Origin of the sequence: Ruegeria sp. (assembly GCF_040830605.1) — a bacterium.
Lineage (GTDB): Bacteria > Pseudomonadota > Alphaproteobacteria > Rhodobacterales > Rhodobacteraceae > Ruegeria.
In genome coordinates this window covers 138,747-152,795 of the sequence record NZ_JBFOMD010000015.1, presented here as the reverse complement: position 1 = coordinate 152,795, position 14,049 = coordinate 138,747, and the positions used below count along the sequence as shown (strand labels likewise).

The window sequence follows — 14,049 nt, the reverse complement described above, 5'->3', positions numbered from 1 at the left end:
TCAACACCGCTGGCGCCTTTGACCGATACGGCGGGGGCCCGGTGGTGGGGGGTGTGGGCGACGCCACCAACTTTGAGGTGGGGGGGCAGTCCCGGGACGCTGCTGCCGTTAAAGCGGCGGGTGGAGGAGGGGCCGCGGGGGGGGCCTGACCGCATGGTCACCCCCGCGGGCTCCTTTGCCCGATGCGGCGGTGACCTGATCGTGGTGGTTTTCGGCACCGCCACAACCTTTGACGTGGTGGCTCACGACGGCGCTTATGTGGGGGGCGTGATCGCACCGGGGGTGAATCTCAGCCTTGAGGCGCTGCATCTGGCGGCGGCGGCACTTCCCCATGTGGACATTTCGAAACCGCAAAAGGTGATCGGCACCAACACGGTCGAATGTATGCAATCCGGTGTGTTCTGGGGCTATGTCGGCCTCGTGCGCGAGATTTGCGAGCGCATCAAGGGTGAGGCCGGGGTGCCGATGAAAGTGATTTCGACGGGCGGGCTGGCGCCGCTGTTTCAGCAGACCGCCGACCTGTTCGACGCATTCGAAGACGATCTGACGATGCACGGCCTGACCGTGATCCATCGCTATAACAAGGATAACGGCTCCGCATGAGCAGTGAGAGATTGATTTACCTGCCCCTCGGCGGGGCGGGCGAAATTGGCATGAACGCCTATGTCTACGGCTACGGCAAACCGGATGAGGAGCGGCTGATTCTGGTCGATCTGGGCGTGGCCTTTCCCGACATGGACACCACCCCCGGGGTGGACCTGATCTTTGCCGACATCACCTGGCTGAAAGAGCGCGCCGACCGGCTGGAGGCGATCTTTGTCACCCACGCCCACGAGGATCATGTGGGCGCGGTGGCGCATTGCTACGAGGCGCTTGGCGCGCCGATCTATGCCCGGGCCTTCACCGCCAATATCGCGCGCCGAAAGATGGAGGAGCATGGCCACCCCGAGGATGCGGTGATGACCGTCTCGTCTTGGCCCGAGCAGATTTCGGCGGGGCCGTTCAAAGTGGGGTTCCTGCCGGTGTCACACTCGATCCCCGAAAGCGCGGGTCTTGTGATCGACACGCCCGCAGGCCGGGTGGTGCATTCCGGAGATTTCAAGCTCGACCCCGATCCGGTGGTGGGTGAGGCCTTCGACCCCGAACTGTGGGCCGAGATTGCCAAGCCTGGCGTGCGGGCGCTGGTCTGCGACAGCACCAACGTGTTTTCGTCCCATCCGGGCCGCTCGGAATCCGAGGTGGGGCCGGAGATCACCAAACTGGTGGCCGGGGCCTCGGGCATGGTGGTGGCGACCACCTTTGCCTCGAACGTGGCGCGGGTAAAGACGCTGGCCGAGGCGGGCGAACGCGCGGGCCGCTCGGTCGTGCTGCTGGGCCGGGCGATGCGGCGGATGATCGAGGCATCGATCGAGACCGGTGTGTTGGGCGATTTTCCCAAAGTGATCAGCCCGGAGGAGGCCGCACATATCCCGCGCGAGAGCCTGATGCTGATCGTGACCGGCAGCCAGGGCGAACGCCGGGCTGCCAGCGCCCAGCTCGCGCGCGGCAAGTATCGCGGGCTCGAAGTGAAAGAGGGCGATCTGTTCCTGTTTTCCTCCAAGACCATTCCGGGCAATGAGCGCGGCGTGATCCGCATCATCAACCAGTTCAGCGAAAAGGGCGTGGATGTGGTGGATGACAGCTCGGGTCTCTATCACGTGTCGGGCCATGCCAACCGTCCCGATCTGGAGCGGGTGCATCAGATCGTCGATCCGCAGATGGTGATCCCGATGCATGGCGAGCACCGGCATCTGCGCGAACACGCCAAGCTGGCCGAGGCCGGAGGCCGTCAGGGCATCGTGGCGGTGAACGGCATGATGCTGGATCTGTCTGGCAATGCACCAAGCGTCGCCGAGTATATCGAGACCGGGCGCACATATCTGGATGGCTCGGTCAAGGTCGGTGCGATGGATGGCGTCGTGCGCGACCGCATCCGTATGGCGCTGAACGGGCATGTGACGGTGACGGTCATTCTCGATGAAGAGGACGAGCCGCTGGGCGAGCCCTGGTGCGATACGATGGGTCTGCCCGAGACCGGCACTTCGCGCGCGGCGCTGGTCGAGGTGCTGGAAGAGGATCTGAACCAGTTCCTGATGCGGGCCGAGGCGAAGACCCTGCGTGACGACGACCGGCTTGAGGAATCGCTGCGCCGGATCGTGCGGCAGACGGCGCAGGGCGAGATCGGCAAGAAGCCCGAGGTTACGGTTGTGGTCAGCCGGATGCGCTGAGAGGCGCGCCCAAAAATACGCGCCTCTCGGCGCGTGCCTTCGGCGGGCGTATTTTTGTGCAAGAAGAAGACAGGGCGCCTTCGGATTGAGGGCGTCTTTGCTGTATCCCCGGGCCGTTCAATCCACCTCGGGCATCGGGTAGCCGCGCAGGCGCAGGAACAGGCTGGCCTCGTCGTTGTTGTGGAAATAGGGCACCGAGGCTGGCGGCGTGGGGTCAGTGACGCGGCCTTCGACCTCGGCGAGGACGACCTCGGTTATGAAGGGCAGGTCGAACCGGCGTGCCTCGCTCAGCTTGATCCATTGCAGGTGCGACAGCTCATCTGAGGCATGGGTGAAATCGTCGAGGTCGCCCTGAATCTCGTCGGCATCCACCAGAAAAAAGCGCGCGTCGAACCGGCGCGGACGGCCCGGCGGGGTCAGGGCGCGGAACACGAATTGCAGCGCATGGGCGGCGGGGCGGTGGCCGGTTGCGGCAAAGCTCTGCCAGTCGGTGGGGATGTCTCCTGTCCAGCTGCCGGGCGTGCCGAGAATCAGGCCGGTTTCCTCCCACAGTTCGCGGATCGCCGCCACGGCGAGCGCGTTTTGCAGACCTTTTGGGGCGTTTTCGTACAACCGGTCGAGGCAGACTTGGGGCAGCGGGCTAGCCAGCGGGATATCCGCGTCCCCCGCATCCACCGCGCCGCCGGGAAAGACGAACTTGTTGGGCATGAACGCAGCCTTGGCGCCGCGCTGGCCCATCAGGATCGCCGGATCGCTCATGCGGTCGCGCAGGACGATCACCGTGGCGGCGTTGCGAATTGCGGTCTTGTCTGCGGTCATGTCCCCTCCTGCCCGATGGAAGGGGTCAGCGGGGTTTGTCGAACCCATGCATCCGGCGCGCCCATTGGTAGGCGACGACCACACCCTTCAGCCTGGGCAGAAGGTAGAGCGAGAGCGCCAGACAACCAAGCGCAAAGATGACGAACAGCATCAGCGGCGTGGGGCGCCATTGCACATAGGCGATGTGCAGCAGCGGCGCCATCAAGTGACCCACGATCAGGATGGTCAGATAGGCCGGGCCGTCGTCGGCGCGGTGATGCAGAAACTCCTCGCCGCACTCCGAGCAGGCGTCGTTCACCTTGAGATAGCTGTGCAGCAGCCGGCCCCTGCCGCAATTGGGGCATTTGCAGCGAAAGCCGCTGACGATGGCGGGCCAGGTGGGACGGTCCGTCGTGGTCTCAATGGTCTGATCTGTCATCTTGTCACTCATGCGTTTCCGCCCGCCATTTAGCTGGGCTTTCCACCGGGCCGAAAGGGGGTGCAAGGCTTTTGCGTCGCGATGTCGCAAAAATAGGCGTTTTCGAGTCAGCTTCAAACCCTGGCGCCGAGGCTGGGTGAAAAAAGTTCCAAAAAGCGCGACGGAAAGCGTGCGGGCCCGCGTTTGAGAACTATGATCGGCGGCATGGGGCCGCTTGAGAGCAAGGGAACACCCGATATGAAACATGCAGGCTTTATCGCAGGGATCGTCGTGGCAGCAGTGGCCGTGACCGGCACATCGGCACTGGCCATGGGGCCGGGCCGGGGCGCGGACGTCACCTTTCAGGAGCTTGACACCGACGGCAATGGCGAGGTGAGCAAGGCCGAGATGGACGCGCATCGCGCTGCCCGGTTCACCAAGGCCGACACGGACAATGATGGCAAGCTGAGCCTTGAGGAGGTTCAGGCCAGCGCGCAGGAGCGGGCCAAGGACCGTGCCTCGCAGATGCTTGAGCGGCACGATGCCAACAAGGACGGCTTCCTGACCGAGGACGAGTTGCCGAAACCGCGCCGGGAAGGCCGGTTCTTTGACCGCATGGATGCAGACGGCAATGGTGCTATCTCGGAACAGGAATTCGCTGAGGCGCAGGAGCGGATGAAGGAGCATCGCGGCAAACGTGGCCACCGCTGGCACAAACAGAACTGACCCGGGGTGGAGGATTTGACCTCCATATCCGCTATGGCCCATGGCGGTGATGCCGCCATGGGTGACCCCGGTGACGACGCGTTGCTGGTGCTTTTTGCCAATGGCGACGGGCAAGCGGCGCGCGATCTGACCGGGCGGTTGGGCCCGCGCACCTATTCGGTGGCGCTGCGGGTGCTGGGCAACCGGGCCGAGGCCGAGGATGTGGCGCAAGAGGCGATGATGCGGCTCTGGCAGATGGCGCCGGACTGGCAGCCGGGACGGGCCAAGGTCTCGACCTGGCTATACCGGGTCACGCTGAACCTGTGCCTCGATCTCAAACGGCGGCGGCGGACCGAAGACCTGGATGCGGTGCCTGAACCGCAGGATGAGAGCCCCAGCGTGCCGGAGCGGCTGCAGGAGGCGGCGCGGATCGACGCGTTGCAGGCGGCGCTGATGCAACTGCCCGAGCGGCAGAGGCAAGCGGTGATCCTGCGCCACATCGAAGAGCTGCCCAACCCCGAGATCGCGGGGATCATGGACATCAGCGTCGAGGCGGTCGAAAGTCTGACTGCCCGGGGCAAACGGGCGCTGGCCAGGGCTTTGGCCGGTCGGCGCACAGAACTGGGATATGACGATGGCTGAGAACGACACCGACCTTGACGCCCTGTTCGCGGCGGCGCGGCAGGAACGCGATTTTCTCCCCGAGGATCTGGCGGCCCGGATGCTGGCCGATGCGCAGGCGGTGCAAGCCGTGCGTGCTGCATCCGAGACCGCGCCTGAGCCGGCAAAGAGGCCCGGCTTGTGGTCGCAACTCGGCAGCGCGTTGGGCGGTTGGCGGGGCATCGGCGGTCTGGCCACGGCCTGCGCGGCGGGCGTCTGGATCGGCCTGGCGCCGCCCGCCTTTCTGCCGGACCCGGCAGAGCTGCTGTATCCGCAGAGCGATACGGACCTGTTCGCCGATCTGAGCCTGTCGGACCTGAATGCGGAGGAAGGTTAGATGAGCGACGCAAACCCGAAAAAGCGGCGGTGGCCGCGCATCTTGCTGGGGGTGTCTCTCGCGCTGAACCTGCTGGTGATCGGGCTGGTTGCCGGCACTGTACTGCGGTTCCGGGGCGACGGTCGGCATCCGCCCGCTTTTGGCCCGGCACTCTACCGCGCGCTGCCCGATGCCGACCGCAAGGCGCTTCACGGGGAATTGCGCGGCCGGCACGACGGCGGCTCAAAGTCGCGGGGTGAAGATTTCCGCGCGCTGGCTGAGGCGCTGCGGGCGGTGCCGTTCGAACCAGGCGCCGTCGAAGCGGTCATCGAGGCGCAGGCACAGGCCCGGGCCGAGGTGCACAAATCTCTCAACCAGGCCTGGCTGGCGCGGGTGTCCGACATGAGCGATACCGAACGCGCGGACTATGCGGACCGTCTGGAAGAAGTGGTGCGCAAAGGCGATCGGCGCAGGCGCCACCGGGACTGACCGGCTCAGGCCGCGCTCTGGATCATCGAGACCTGATTGCGGCCCGCCCCCTTGGCGACATAGAGCGCCCGGTCCGCCTGTTCGATCAGGCCGGACACATCCTCCGCCCCTTGCAGAGTGATGGCTCCCGGTTCGCTGACGAGCAGGCCGATGCTGGTGGTGACCGGGATCGGCTTGCCACATCCCGGCAGGGCAAAGCTCTGCCCGTTGATCCGCTGGCACAGATCGTCGGCCATGCGCTGCGCCTTGCGGCGCCCGGTATCAGGCAGGACGATCATGAACTCTTCCCCACCTACGCGGGCCACGATGTCCGACGGGCGCAGGGCTTTGCGCAAGCGCCGGGCGGTCTCGATCAGCACTGCATCTCCTGCGGGATGGCCGTATTGGTCGTTGATCCGCTTGAAGTGGTCCAGATCCGCCAGCATCACTGCAAAGCTCTCGCCCCGGTCCCGGGCCGAGGCGGCGATTCGCTGCAGGGCGGGCATGGCGTAGCGGCGGTTGTGCAGACCTGTCATCGGATCGGTCAGCGCCGCGCGCCAGCCGTCACGGACCGAGGCGCGGTAACCGTCACTGCGGACCTTGCGGGCCAACTGGGTGTCCAGCCGCAGCGCCAGCTCATCGGCACAGAACCCGGCGGGCATCACGTCGTCCGCACCCCGGTCCAGCGCCTCGGCGGCCAGGTTGGGATTGCTCGGCTCGGGCACCGCGATCACCGCCGCGTGTCGGGTGGCGCTGCGGGCGCGCAGATCGGCCAGCAGGTTCAGCCCCTTGCCGCCCGCGCCCAGCTCCATCACGATAGCGTCCGGCACGGGCTCGGTCAGCAACGATTGAATATCGTCCAGCCGGTGAATGTTCAGCCGGTGCAGCGTCAGGGTGCGCAGCTTGGACCGCCACACTGCCCCGGTGCCCGACTTGCGGGTAACCAGCGCCACCGAAGCGGCAGGGGCAGGGGCCAACAGCCCTGCTGCAGGTTCGGCAAAGCCCAGCGCCTGGGGGCCGCCCTGTGCCCGCAACTCCTCGGTATTGGCATGGCTGCGGATCAGGCTGCGGATGCGCGCCAGCAGCAGCACGTCGTCATAGGGCTGCACCAAAACCTCGTCCAGCCCGGCCGCCAACGCCCGCAGCCGCGCGGCGCGGTCGTTCTGCGGGGCAACGGCGACGACAGGGATATCCGCCAGCGTCTCGTCGGTCTGCATCAGCGCACGCACGTCCAGCGCGCCGCCATCGGGCAGGGTCATCGCCGTCAGCACCAGATCGGGCCGCACCCGGCGCAGCAGAGGCAAAAGGCCGTCGACCCGGTCGCCTTGCGCGACGCGGTACCAGGCCGAAGTCAACTGCACCTTCAGCATGATGCGGTTGGTCGACACCCCGTCGAGAACCAGTATCGTTCCCTGCACAGTCCTGACCTTTCGGGTTTTGTTTCCATTCCTTTCCGAAGTGTTTATGACTCTGGTTAACAAACCCTTTCCACCGCCCGATCCGAGGTCCGGATATGCCGATTTCCGCCGATGCAGCCGAGACCCTGGCCCTCCGGGCTCTGACATGGCTGGTCGGAAATGACGAGTTGCTGCCGGTGTTTCTGGGATCGACCGGCGCGTCCGAGGCCGATTTGCGGGTACGCGCCGGTGAGTCGGAGTTTCTGGCCTCGGTTCTCGACTTTCTGATGCTTGACGATGCTTGGGTGGTGGCGTTTTGTGACGCTCACTCGGTGCCCTACGACCAGCCGGTTCAGGCGCAGGCCATGCTTGCCGGGGCGGCCGGGATGCATTGGACCTGAAACGACGCTTACCTCTGGAGTACCCGGATGCCCATCGACGCCCTTCTGTTCGACAAGGACGGCACCCTTTTCGATTTCGCTGCAACGTGGGAGGCCTTTGCCCGCGCCTTCCTGCTGCGGATCACGCAAAACGATCTGGATCGTGCAACCGTGGTAGGGCGGACCATCGGCTTTGACATGATCGAAAACCGGTTCTCTTCGGACAGTATCGTGATCGCGGGCACCCCGTCCGAAATCGCCGACGCGCTGATGCCGAGCCTGCCCGATATGCAGCATGCCGCTATCGTCGATCTGATCAACGAAGAGGCCGCGCGCGCGCCGCAGGCTGAGGCGGTGCCGCTGATCCCGTTCCTCGACGGGTTGCGGCAGCAGGGAATCAAGCTGGGTGTGGCGACCAATGACGCGGAATCTCCGGCACTTGCGCATCTGGGATCTGTGGGCATCGAGGACCGGTTTGACTTCATCGCCGGCTTCGACAGCGGCCACGGGGCCAAACCGGGGCCGGGTCAATTGCTGGCCTTTGCCGCTCATGTCGGCGTCGACCCCTCGCGCGTGGCGATGGTGGGCGACAGTACCCACGACCTGAAGGCCGGGCGCGCTGCCGGGATGGTCACCATCGGCGTTCTGACCGGCCTCGCAAGCCCAGAGGATCTGTCGCCGCTGGCAGATGTGGTGCTGCCGGATATCGGCCACATCCCGGATTGGCTGGCGGCCTAACCCCAGCACGCACCGAATTCGCCGGTCCGTCAGCGAAAAACGACAAAACCTGTCGCGGACAGAGCGGCCACGGGCCGTCCATCAAGGCTTGCTTATGGCAAAGCAAGTCAAAGAGGTTCCCATGGCAGACAGTGCGACCCGTAGGCGCCGCGGCGGCGGCCGCGCCGGAGCTGCAGCCCGCCGGGGGGCTGCCGTCATCGACCAGATGCCCTGGGCACCTCCGATCAACACGGATTGTCCGACCGAACCGCTGGATCAGGAGGGGATCGAGGCCATTCACGAGGGCGCGATGCGCATCCTCGAAGAGATCGGCATCGCCTTTTACAACGAAGAGGCGCTCGGCATCTTCAAGGAAGCGGGGTGCTCGGTCGATGGCGATGTCGTGCGCCTGGGCCGCGACTTTATCATGGAGATGATTGGCAAGGCGCCGGGCAAGTTCACCATCACCCCGCGCAATCCGGAACGCACCATCGAGATCGGCGGCAAGACGATTCTGTTCGGCAACGTCTCCTCGCCCCCCAACTACTGGGACATGGAGATCGGCAGGAAGGTCCCCGGCAACCGCGAGATGTGCCGCAACCTGCTGAAACTGACCCAATATTTTAACTGCATCCACTTCGCTGGTGGTTACCCTGTGGAGCCGGTGGATATCCACGCCAGCATCCGGCATCTGGACGTGCTCTATGACAAGCTGACGCTCAGTGACAAGGCCATGCACGCCTATTGCCTAGGCAAGGAGCGGGTCGAGGATGTCATGGAGATGGTCCGCATTGCGGGCGGGCTGAGCCACGAAGAGTTCGAGGCCACGCCGCGGATGTATTCCAATATCAACTCGACCTCGCCGCTGAAACACGACCACCCGATGATCGACGGCTGCCTGCGGCTGGCCCGTCGCGGGCAGGCCATCGTGGTGACGCCGTTCACATTGGCCGGTGCCATGGCGCCGGTGACTATGGCCGGAGCTGTGGCGCAATCGCTGGCCGAGGCGCTCTGCGCTATCGCTCTGTTCCAGTATGTCCGGCCCGGAATTCCCTGTGTTATCGGGACTTTCACGTCCAATGTTGACATGAAATCCGGCGCGCCAGCGTTTGGCACGCCCGAGTATATGCGCTCGACCCAGATGACCGGCCAGATGGCCCGGTTCTACGGCCTGCCGATGCGCTCGTCCGGTGTCTGCGCCGCCAATGTGCCGGATGGACAGGCGATGTGGGAGACGTCGAATTCGCTCTGGGCCGCCGTGCAGTCGGGCACCAACCTGGTCTACCACGCGGCGGGCTGGCTTGAAGGCGGGCTGATCGCAAGCCCTGAGAAATTCATCATGGATTGCGAGATCCTGCAGCAGATCCAGCGCTATATGCAGCCCGAGGTGACCGCCACCGGACCCGACGAGATCGCGCTCGACGCCATCAAATCCGTCGGCAATGACGGCCATTTCTTTGGCATCCAGCATACGCAGGACCGCTACACCACCGCCTTCTATCAACCCTTCCTGAGCGACTGGAAGAACTTCGAAGGGTGGGAGGCCGCGGGCGGCATCTGGACGCCCGAGCGTGCTCATCACCTGTTCAAGGAGATCATCGGCAGTTTCGAAGCTCCGCCGATGGACGAGGCGATCCGCGAGGAGTTGGCCGATTTCGTTGCCCGCCGAAAGGCCGAGGGCGGCGCGCCCACCGATTTCTGACCCTCCTCTGTCGGGCAAATGCCCGACACCGCGCGGTCCTGCGTACTCTGGCACCCGTCCCGTGCCTTTGGTCGCGCGTCCGGCAACCAATCGTCTGTGAGCAGTTTCATCCTGAGATTCGCCGGGATTGGAATGATTTCTGAGGCACATCTTGGGGTTTTGTTAAGCACTCTCAAGCGAAACTGCCCGCGGAGCAATTCGGGGACCGTGCATGCATGGGCTGATCAACAGGGCCATCCAATCCTTTGTCTGCAACACGTATGGACAAAGCCGGTGGATTCGCGTGACCGAGGCCGCTCATCTAGGATTCGTCGAGTTTGAGGCGATGCTGGTCTATGACGACGAAACTTCTCAGAGGGTTTTACACGAGCTTTGCGCCGAACTGGGCCGCCCACGCGGTGAGATACTCGAAGATCTTGGAACCTACCTGGTCTCGAACCCGAACACCGAGGCCCTGCGCCGGTTGCTGCGTTTTGGTGGCGTAAGCTATGTCGAGTTTCTGCACTCTCTCGATGATCTGGCCGATCGTGCGCTTCTGGCGGTTTCGGATCTGCATCTGCCGGAGCTGGAATTACATGAACATAAGCCGGCCGAATTCACTCTGACCTGCCATCCGGGTCTGCCGGGATATGCCAATGTGATGATCGGTGTCCTGCGCGCGATGGCAGACGATTACGGCGCCCTGGTGATGCTGCACCACAATGGCAGCCAGGAACAAACCGAGACAATTTCGATCAAACTAATCGAAACGGCTTTCGCCGAAGGGCGCCGGTTCGAATTGGGGGCACGGGCGGTATGATTGACGACAGCGACATCGCCGCGTTGCTCGGGCGGCTCTGCCCGATGTTCGTGCTGTTGGACAACACCGGGCATATCAAGAATGTAGGGCCGACCCTGCAGAAGCTGCGCCCGGATCAAGACATGCCCGGGCAGCGCTTTCTGGACCTGTTCGAACTGCTACGCCCGCGCACCGTAACGACGATGCCGGCTTTGCTGGCGTCGGCGGGTGCCAAGCTGCACCTGCGATTTCGGGATCAGCCGCAGACTGCTCTGAAAGGCCTGATCGTGCCTCTGCCCGGGCGGCAGGGCGCGGCGGTCAACCTGTCCTTCGGCATCTCAATCCTGGATGCGGTGCGCGACTATGCCCTGACCAGCGCCGATTTTTCCGGCACCGATCTGGCCATTGAATTGCTTTATCTGGTTGAGGCGAAATCCGCTGCTATGGAGGCCTCGCGCACCCTGAACCTGCGCCTGCAGGGCGCCATGATTGCGGCAGAGGAGCAAGCCTTTACGGATACATTGACCGGCCTCAAAAACCGCCGGGCAATGGATCATATACTCGAGCGGCTGCTGAAGGCAGGCACCCCCTTTGCCCTGATGCATCTGGACCTCGATTTTTTTAAATCCGTCAATGACACATTGGGCCACGCAGCCGGGGATCATGTCCTGCAGCAGGTGGCCCGCATCATGGTCGAGGAAACCCGTGGCGATGACACCGTGGCGCGGATTGGCGGGGACGAGTTTGTGTTGATCTTCAAGCTGCTTCAGGACCGCGAGCGACTGGACAGCATCGCCCGCCGCCTGATCACCCGCCTGGAGGAGCCGATGCCGTTCAGTGGCGACCTCTGCCGGATTTCCGCCAGCATCGGCACCGTTCTGTCGTCACAGGTCACATGGCCGGACCCCGGAACATTTCTGCAATCTGCCGATCTGGCGCTCTACGCAGCCAAACGCGCGGGCCGCGCATGCCATTGCTTCTATTCCCAAGATCTTGATCAGAACGCGGATCAAAACAGGGTGCCTTCGCGCGCAAATGCCGAACCCGAGGCGTGAAACTGCCGATGGACACCCGGCCGATTTGGCGCGGCGGTTTTTCGCAAACCCGACCGCCTTTTTCTGAACCACATCCGCGCAGACGGGCGCAAACTTGACAAACAACGGGCGGTTTGTTGGGCTTGAGCTATCATTTGAATTAATAAGTAATGCTGGACCCCGCCCGCCAGCGGGTCCCGAAATCTGAGAGGTTGTTGTTATGATTGCAAAGTATCTGTGCGCCACCGCTGTGGCTGCTGGCCTTGTCCTTGCCCCCGCAACAGAATCACAAGCCGACGAAGGCGCCGCTTTTCTGGGCGGAGCGCTGGTTGGTGGTCTGATCGTCAATGAGGTTCACAAGAACAAGCAGCGTCAGCAGAGGGCCGCGCGACAGTCGACCAGGCGCGCGACCGGCTATTCCGGTACAACCGCCGCGCAGCGCCAGCAGAATCGCGAGGTGCAGTCGGCGCTGAACTACTTCGGCTATAATGTCGGCGTGGTCGACGGCCAGCTCGGGCGCCGCAGCCGGGCAGGTATTTCCCGCTACCAGGCTGACATGGGCTACAACATCGACGGCTATCTCGACGCGCATGAGCGCAATTTCCTGCTGACCTCGCATCAGCGCGCGCTGTCCAGTGCCCATGTGGCGCCGTACAACCAGATTCTGGCCAGCCAGGGGCAGGCCGGGTTGCTCAGAACCTACCGGAACGAGCAACTGGGCATCGCCACCCCCGCGCAGCCGCAATCCCAGCTCGCGGTGGTTCCGCAGACCCAGCAGCAGGGCACGGCCCCGCAGGGCACCGTGACGGCGCGCGCGGATACCGGCGGTCAGCTGCCGTCCTTCGGGTTCGCCTCGACCGGCAAATCGCCCAATGCGCTCTGCAACGAGACCAATGTGGCGACTGCTTCGAATGGCGGTTCGGCACAGCCCGGTTCGGTGACCAATCCCGCGCTGGCGCTGAACGAACAGTTCTGCCATGCGCGGGTACAAGCCATGGCCGAGGCCAGCCAGTTGGAGGAGGCAATCCCCAACATGACTGCCCCGCAGATCGAGGATCAATGCCTGCGCCTGACCGAGGCGCTGGAGCCGCAGGTCTCGGGGATCGAATACACCGCCATGGGTGAAGTGATCGACAAGACCTCGGGCTTCCTGCGCAATTCAGGTCAGCCGATGGACCAACTGGTCTCGGGCGGCAAGGTGTGTCTGGGCGTCGGTTATCGTCTCGATGATGCCGACATGGCGCTCGCCTCGGGCGTGCTGCTCGCCGCTGCCGGTCAGTCCGGCTATGGCGAGGTCGTCAGCCACCATCTGCGCGAAGGGCTTGGGGTGAACAAATCGACCGGCTCGCAGCCCGGCGACTGGATGCGGCTTGCACTGGGCGCGGCCCAGAGCGGCAATACGGTGCTGGGACAGACGCCTGATCGCATCGCCGTGCTGAGTGAGGCAAGCGGTGGTGCGGGCGGCGGCTCTCTGCCGGTGTTCTCGACCTCGTCAGGGAACTGATCCTGAAACACGCTTAGTCAGTGAACCCCCCGCGGGCCTTGCGTTCGCGGGGGTTTTGTATTGCCCGGCCAAAGCAATAGACATCAGGTGACGCTCTCGAAGTGCTCCAACAGATGTTGACCGATATGCGCCGGGATTGGCGGCAACTCACCCAGAACCGGTAGCGTGCGGCCCTGAAACCCAGCCGCCTCAAGCGCCTCTGGCACGTCTTCCTGCGCATGTCCACCCTGACAGGCGAAGAAGGGTAGGCACAGGGCGATTTCCCCGGTCCCGCTCGCGGCATCGGTGATTGACGGCGTTTCTTCGACAAAACCGACATGAAGTCCCGCAAGCGGCAGCCGCTGCTCCAGATCTGCCGCGAAGTCGCGGGCGACCTGCGATGGGTTGCGGCTGCGGCCCGAGCCGTGCGCGGCCAGAACCAGTTGCGTCTGTTCGGGCGCCCATCCCAGCCGGTCCATCTCGACCACAAGGGCTCCTGCCGCCAGGTCTGGCAGGGCGGTGTCCACTCCCAGCGGGTCCAAAATGGCCAGCGGGCGGTCTCCAAGTCGTTTGGGCAGGGCGCTGGTGACAAACCAGCCTTTGGCCATGAACAGCGGATAGATCACCGCGTCGTCGGGCAAGTCGACCAGAGCGGCCTCGAACCGGCCCGGTGCGGCCAGTGTGGCCGAATGTACGGTGATGCCGGATGCAGCAGCCTGTACGCGCTGAGCAAAGCGGGACAGGGCGGCCTCGGCGGGGACCGGGTCCGAAGGCTGACCATGTGAAACGATCAAAGCGTGCTGCATTATTGGACTTCCTGTGTGTTTGCCGCAAAGATGCGGTGCCAGCCTGTAATGTCAATTGAAGAGCTGCTAAAACGAATGAATTATTTGCATGAGGATCAACGCGTAATAATTTGATAAGTA

15 protein-coding genes and 1 pseudogene are annotated in these 14,049 nt (G+C 64.0%); 12 read left to right on the top strand and 4 right to left on the bottom strand.

Going from position 1 to position 14,049, the window contains the following annotated elements; genetic code table 11:
• Positions 1–84: 84 nt before the first annotated feature.
• A pseudogene (locus AB3N21_RS19895) lies at positions 85–603 on the top strand (type III pantothenate kinase); the annotation flags it as partial.
• Positions 600–2,267, top strand: a complete 1,668-nt coding sequence (locus tag AB3N21_RS19890) for a ribonuclease J (protein ID WP_367936841.1) — start codon at positions 600–602, stop codon at positions 2,265–2,267. The pseudogene AB3N21_RS19895 and the gene AB3N21_RS19890, both read left to right, overlap by 4 nt.
• A gap of 117 nt (positions 2,268–2,384) precedes the next feature.
• Here the strand turns inward: AB3N21_RS19890 and AB3N21_RS19885 are convergent, their stop codons facing one another.
• Positions 2,385–3,086, bottom strand: coding sequence for an NUDIX domain-containing protein (locus AB3N21_RS19885; RefSeq protein ID WP_367936840.1), 702 nt, complete (start codon positions 3,084–3,086; stop codon positions 2,385–2,387).
• A 25-nt stretch (positions 3,087–3,111) separates the two neighbouring features.
• Positions 3,112–3,504 (bottom strand): DUF983 domain-containing protein, encoded by a 393-nt coding sequence (locus tag AB3N21_RS19880; protein ID WP_367936848.1) that lies wholly within the window; start codon positions 3,502–3,504, stop codon positions 3,112–3,114.
• Positions 3,505–3,741: 237 nt separating this feature from the next.
• Between AB3N21_RS19880 and AB3N21_RS19875 the strand changes: the two genes are divergently transcribed.
• From AB3N21_RS19875 to AB3N21_RS19860, 4 genes are read left to right on the top strand one after another with little or no spacing between them, the layout of a single operon-like run.
• Complete coding sequence (locus AB3N21_RS19875; RefSeq protein WP_367936839.1) at positions 3,742–4,209, top strand: EF-hand domain-containing protein; 468 nt, start codon at positions 3,742–3,744, stop codon at positions 4,207–4,209.
• 33 nt (positions 4,210–4,242) lie between these two features.
• Positions 4,243–4,830: an RNA polymerase sigma factor gene (locus AB3N21_RS19870; protein ID WP_367936847.1), complete on the top strand. Its 588-nt coding sequence runs from the start codon at positions 4,243–4,245 to the stop codon at positions 4,828–4,830.
• Positions 4,823–5,185 carry a hypothetical protein gene (locus AB3N21_RS19865; RefSeq protein ID WP_367936838.1) on the top strand — a complete coding sequence of 121 codons (363 nt, stop codon included), beginning with the start codon at positions 4,823–4,825 and terminating at the stop codon, positions 5,183–5,185. Before AB3N21_RS19870 ends, AB3N21_RS19865 begins: the two co-directional genes overlap by 8 nt.
• Positions 5,186–5,653: a periplasmic heavy metal sensor gene (locus tag AB3N21_RS19860; RefSeq protein ID WP_171178247.1), complete on the top strand. Its 468-nt coding sequence runs from the start codon at positions 5,186–5,188 to the stop codon at positions 5,651–5,653.
• Between the two features lie 5 nt (positions 5,654–5,658).
• Here AB3N21_RS19860 and AB3N21_RS19855 read toward each other — a convergent pair whose 3' ends face one another.
• Positions 5,659–7,050, bottom strand: coding sequence for a diguanylate cyclase (locus AB3N21_RS19855; protein ID WP_367936837.1), 1,392 nt, complete (start codon positions 7,048–7,050; stop codon positions 5,659–5,661).
• Between the two features lie 95 nt (positions 7,051–7,145).
• Here AB3N21_RS19855 and AB3N21_RS19850 point away from each other — a divergent pair, with 95 nt between their 5' ends.
• The 6 genes from AB3N21_RS19850 (at position 7,146) to AB3N21_RS19825 (ending at position 13,144) form a co-directional block, all read left to right on the top strand.
• Entirely contained in the window at positions 7,146–7,430 is a 285-nt protein-coding gene (locus tag AB3N21_RS19850; protein WP_367936836.1) for a DUF3572 domain-containing protein, read from the top strand.
• 27 nt (positions 7,431–7,457) lie between these two features.
• Complete coding sequence (locus tag AB3N21_RS19845) at positions 7,458–8,147, top strand: HAD family hydrolase (RefSeq protein WP_367936835.1); 690 nt, start codon at positions 7,458–7,460, stop codon at positions 8,145–8,147.
• A gap of 121 nt (positions 8,148–8,268) precedes the next feature.
• On the top strand, positions 8,269–9,828 hold the full coding sequence (locus tag AB3N21_RS19840) for a trimethylamine methyltransferase family protein (RefSeq protein WP_367936834.1): 1,560 nt from the start codon (positions 8,269–8,271) through the stop codon (positions 9,826–9,828).
• A gap of 211 nt (positions 9,829–10,039) precedes the next feature.
• Positions 10,040–10,627, top strand: a complete 588-nt coding sequence (locus tag AB3N21_RS19835) for a heme NO-binding domain-containing protein (RefSeq protein ID WP_367936833.1) — start codon at positions 10,040–10,042, stop codon at positions 10,625–10,627.
• The gene (locus tag AB3N21_RS19830) at positions 10,624–11,661 is read left to right on the top strand and encodes a diguanylate cyclase (protein WP_367936832.1); all 1,038 of its coding nucleotides are present in this window, start codon (positions 10,624–10,626) and stop codon (positions 11,659–11,661) included. Before AB3N21_RS19835 ends, AB3N21_RS19830 begins: the two co-directional genes overlap by 4 nt.
• 199 nt (positions 11,662–11,860) lie before the next feature.
• Positions 11,861–13,144 carry a peptidoglycan-binding domain-containing protein gene (locus AB3N21_RS19825; RefSeq protein WP_171178235.1) on the top strand — a complete coding sequence of 428 codons (1,284 nt, stop codon included), beginning with the start codon at positions 11,861–11,863 and terminating at the stop codon, positions 13,142–13,144.
• 83 nt (positions 13,145–13,227) lie between these two features.
• Here AB3N21_RS19825 and AB3N21_RS19820 read toward each other — a convergent pair whose 3' ends face one another.
• Entirely contained in the window at positions 13,228–13,929 is a 702-nt protein-coding gene (locus AB3N21_RS19820) for a CbiX/SirB N-terminal domain-containing protein (protein WP_367936831.1), read from the bottom strand.
• Positions 13,930–14,049 lie beyond the last annotated feature (120 nt).

What these genes read in the sequence shown, in the direction of transcription:
- AB3N21_RS19890 (WP_367936841.1), top strand. Translation starts at nt 600, where the DNA reads ATGAGCAGTGAGAGATTGATTTACCTGCCCCTCGGCGGGGCGGGCGAA.
- AB3N21_RS19845 (WP_367936835.1), top strand. Translation starts at nt 7,458, where the DNA reads ATGCCCATCGACGCCCTTCTGTTCGACAAGGACGGCACCCTTTTCGAT.
- AB3N21_RS19830 (WP_367936832.1), top strand. Translation starts at nt 10,624, where the DNA reads ATGATTGACGACAGCGACATCGCCGCGTTGCTCGGGCGGCTCTGCCCG.
- AB3N21_RS19820 (WP_367936831.1), bottom strand. Translation starts at nt 13,929, where the DNA reads ATGCAGCACGCTTTGATCGTTTCACATGGTCAGCCTTCGGACCCGGTC.
- AB3N21_RS19840 (WP_367936834.1), top strand. Translation starts at nt 8,269, where the DNA reads ATGGCAGACAGTGCGACCCGTAGGCGCCGCGGCGGCGGCCGCGCCGGA.
- AB3N21_RS19875 (WP_367936839.1), top strand. Translation starts at nt 3,742, where the DNA reads ATGAAACATGCAGGCTTTATCGCAGGGATCGTCGTGGCAGCAGTGGCC.
- AB3N21_RS19885 (WP_367936840.1), bottom strand. Translation starts at nt 3,086, where the DNA reads ATGACCGCAGACAAGACCGCAATTCGCAACGCCGCCACGGTGATCGTC.
- AB3N21_RS19870 (WP_367936847.1), top strand. Translation starts at nt 4,243, where the DNA reads ATGGCCCATGGCGGTGATGCCGCCATGGGTGACCCCGGTGACGACGCG.
- AB3N21_RS19865 (WP_367936838.1), top strand. Translation starts at nt 4,823, where the DNA reads ATGGCTGAGAACGACACCGACCTTGACGCCCTGTTCGCGGCGGCGCGG.
- AB3N21_RS19860 (WP_171178247.1), top strand. Translation starts at nt 5,186, where the DNA reads ATGAGCGACGCAAACCCGAAAAAGCGGCGGTGGCCGCGCATCTTGCTG.
- AB3N21_RS19880 (WP_367936848.1), bottom strand. Translation starts at nt 3,504, where the DNA reads ATGACAGATCAGACCATTGAGACCACGACGGACCGTCCCACCTGGCCC.
- AB3N21_RS19835 (WP_367936833.1), top strand. Translation starts at nt 10,040, where the DNA reads ATGCATGGGCTGATCAACAGGGCCATCCAATCCTTTGTCTGCAACACG.
- AB3N21_RS19825 (WP_171178235.1), top strand. Translation starts at nt 11,861, where the DNA reads ATGATTGCAAAGTATCTGTGCGCCACCGCTGTGGCTGCTGGCCTTGTC.
- AB3N21_RS19850 (WP_367936836.1), top strand. Translation starts at nt 7,146, where the DNA reads ATGCCGATTTCCGCCGATGCAGCCGAGACCCTGGCCCTCCGGGCTCTG.